At 74.6% G+C, this 3,076-nt stretch carries 3 protein-coding genes; 2 read left to right on the forward strand and 1 reads right to left on the reverse strand.

Going from position 1 to position 3,076, the window contains the following annotated elements; genetic code table 11:
* Positions 1–720, forward strand: a 720-nt coding sequence (locus tag AOK11_RS09635) for a TerD family protein (protein WP_420902979.1), incomplete at its 5' end; no start/stop codon positions are given.
* 86 nt (positions 721–806) lie between these two features.
* Here AOK11_RS09635 and AOK11_RS09640 read toward each other — a convergent pair.
* The gene (locus AOK11_RS09640) at positions 807–1,982 is read right to left on the reverse strand and encodes a glycosyltransferase (protein ID WP_206188806.1); all 1,176 of its coding nucleotides are present in this window, start codon (positions 1,980–1,982) and stop codon (positions 807–809) included.
* A gap of 57 nt (positions 1,983–2,039) precedes the next feature.
* Between AOK11_RS09640 and AOK11_RS09645 the strand changes: the two genes are divergently transcribed.
* The gene (locus tag AOK11_RS09645; RefSeq protein ID WP_055593247.1) at positions 2,040–2,825 is read left to right on the forward strand and encodes a glutamate racemase; all 786 of its coding nucleotides are present in this window, start codon (positions 2,040–2,042) and stop codon (positions 2,823–2,825) included.
* Positions 2,826–3,076 lie beyond the last annotated feature (251 nt).

Genomic DNA, 3,076 nt, shown 5'->3' on the forward strand with positions numbered 1-3,076 from the left:
ACCTTGGTGAGCCGGACCGGCGACGCGGTGGGAGGCGCGGCCGCCCCGCCCCCGTCGGCCGCGCCTCCCACCGCGTCGCCGGTCCGGCTCACCAAGGTGACGCTCACCAAAGCCGCTCCCTCCGTCTCGTTGACCAAACAGGGCGGAACCTCGGGCGCCCTCCGGGTGAACCTCAACTGGCAGGTGCGCAAACAGTTCTCCGGCTGGGCGGGCAAGCTGGGCCGTCCGGTCGCCATGCACTCCGACCTCGACCTCGACCTGTGCGCCCTGTTCGAACTCAGCGACGGCAGCAAGGGAGTCGTCCAGGCCCTCGGGAACGCGTACGGCTCACTGCAGCGGCCCCCCTTCATCCACCTCGACGGCGACGACCGCACCGGCGCCGTGGACTCCGGCGAGAACCTCACCGTCAGCCTCGACCACCAGCAGTACTTCCGCCGCATCCTCGTCTTCGTCACCATCTACGAGGGCGCCCGCTCCTTCGCCGACCTGCACGCCACGGTCACCCTCCAGCCGCAGCACGGCGCCCCGATCGACTTCTCGCTCGACGAGTGCACCGTTCCCTCGACGGTGTGCGCCCTCGCCCTCATCACCAACACCGGCGGCGACCTCGTCGTCCAGCGCGAGGCCCGCTACCTGGTGCCCGACCGGGGTGTCAGCCCGCAGCGCACCGTCGACCGCGCCTACGGCTGGGGCATGAACTGGACCCCCGGCCGCAAGTGACCCCCGGCCGCAAGCGCTCCACGGTCACGAGGGACTCCGGCAGCACCTGACCCCCCCATCGCCACGACGCCCGACGGGCCCCCGGTTCAGCCCTCGTCGGGCACGGCGCCCGGACGCGTGTAGGTGCGGCCCTTCCAGGCCGCCCCCCGCCCCCGGTAGTGCTGCACCGCCGAGTCGACCGTCATCAGGAGGTACAGGAACGCGGTGAACGGCAGCAGGGGAGCGAGCCACGGCGGCTGCCGGTAGTGGCGCAGCATCGGGAGGTACGTCCCCGTCATCACCAGCCAGGCCGCCGCACCGGCGGCCACGGCCGGCGCACTCCCCGCCGCCAGTCCCGAGACCACCGCCACCGGCGGCACCAGGTACACCAGCGCAAGACCCGCGACCGTACCCGCCAGCAGCACCGGGCTGTGCCGCAGTTGCGCGTACGCGCTGCGCGACACCATGCGCCACAGGTCGTCCAGCCGCGGGTACGGGCGCACACTGTCCACCCCGTCCGCCAGCCCCAGCCAGATCCGGCCGCCGCCGGCCTTGACCGCCCGCGCGAGCGCCACGTCGTCGATGACGGCCTGCCGGATGGCGTCCGGGATCCGCGCCCTTTCGGCCGCCTCCGCGCGCAGCAGCACACAGCCCCCGGCCGCCGCGGCCGTCCGCGACCCGTCCCGCCCGATCCGGCGGAACGGATACAACTGCGCGAAGAAGTACACGAACGCCGGTACGACCAGCCGCTCCCAGAAGCTCTCCACGCGCAGCCGCGCCATCTGCGAGACGACGTCGAACCCGCCGGTGCGGGCCGCCGCGACCAGCCGGCGCAGGCTGTCGGGCGCGTGCGCGATGTCGGCGTCCGTGAGCAGCAGGTACTCGGGCGCACGCGCGCGGGCCAGGCCGATGCCGTGCCGCACCGCCCAGAGCTTGCCGGTCCAGCCGGCCGGCGGTTCGCCGGGCGAACCCACGGTCAGCGGCAGTCCGCCGTGCCGGTCCGCCAGCTCACGGGCGAGCCGCCCGGTGCCGTCCGTACTGCCGTCGTCGACGAGGAAGACCTCCGCCCGCCCGGGATAGTCCTGGGCGAGCAGCGACGGCAGGCTCACCGGCAGCACCGCCGCCTCGTCCCGCGCGGGAACGACCACGCACACCGACGGCCACGGCTCCGGCTCCCGCCGGGGCGGAAGCCGGACGTCCGTACGCCAGAAGAAGCCCTGGCCGAGCAGCAGCCACAGCCAGGCGGCGAGGGACGCGAGGGCGGTCCACACAAGGGCGCTCACGTGCGCAGTCTGCCCCGGACGAGGGGCCGGACACGGCCCATCGACTATCGTGACCGGGTGAAGATCGCGCTCATGGACTCCGGAATCGGCCTGTTGGCGGCCACCGCAGCGGTACGGCGCCTCCGCCCCGACGCCGATCTCGTCCTCTCCCTCGACCCCGACGGCATGCCCTGGGGGCCCAGGACCCCGCAGGACCTCACCGCCCGCGCCCTCGCCGTCGCCGAGGCGGCTGCCGCGCGCCGGCCCGACGCCCTGATCGTCGGCTGCAACACCGCGACCGTGCACGCGCTCGCCGCCCTGCGCGCCCGCTTCGAACCGGCCCTGCCCGTCGTCGGCACCGTCCCGGCGATCAAGCCGGCGGCGGCCGGCGGCGGGCCGCTGGCGATCTGGGCGACCCCGGCCACGACCGGCAGCCCGTACCAGCGGAACCTGATCCAGGACTTCGCCGGCGGCGTCGACGTCACCGAGGTGCCGTGCTGGGGGCTCGCGGAGGCCGTGGAGCGCGCGGACGAGAGCGCGATCGCCGCAGCCGTCGACGCCGCGGCCGACCTCACCCCGGACGATGTGACGACCGTCGTCCTGGGCTGCACCCATTACGAACTGGTCGCCGAACGCATCCGGGCCGCCGTGCAGCGCCCCGGCCTGCCGCCGCTCGTCCTGCACGGCTCCGCCGGAGCGGTCGCCGCCCAGGCCATGCGCCGCCTCGGTGAGCAGCCCGCCCCCGAGGCCCCGGCGACCGGCACCCTCACCGTGCTGCTGAGCGGACGGGAGGGTACGCTGCCCCCGCCCGCCCTCACCTACGCGGAAGGCCGGCTCCTCCAGCAGGTCACCCCCGCGGTGTGAGCCCCCGGCCACCCGCACCCCGGCCCTTCGCACCCGGTCGGCGCAGTGGAGCCGGGCACCGCGGGACCCGCGGAGCGAAACGTGAGTAACCTCGAAGGCATGAGGGACCACCCCCACGGCGCCCGTGCCCCGTACCCCGACGTCTGGACCGGTCGCGCGACCAACCGGATGCAGTGGCTGCTGGCGCTGATCGGTGCCGCCTGCATGGCGCTCGGCATCGTGCTGGCCGTGGACTCGGCCTGGTCGAGTGG

Origin of the sequence: Streptomyces hirsutus (assembly GCF_001418415.1) — a bacterium.
GTDB lineage: Bacteria > Actinomycetota > Actinomycetes > Streptomycetales > Streptomycetaceae > Streptomyces > Streptomyces hirsutus.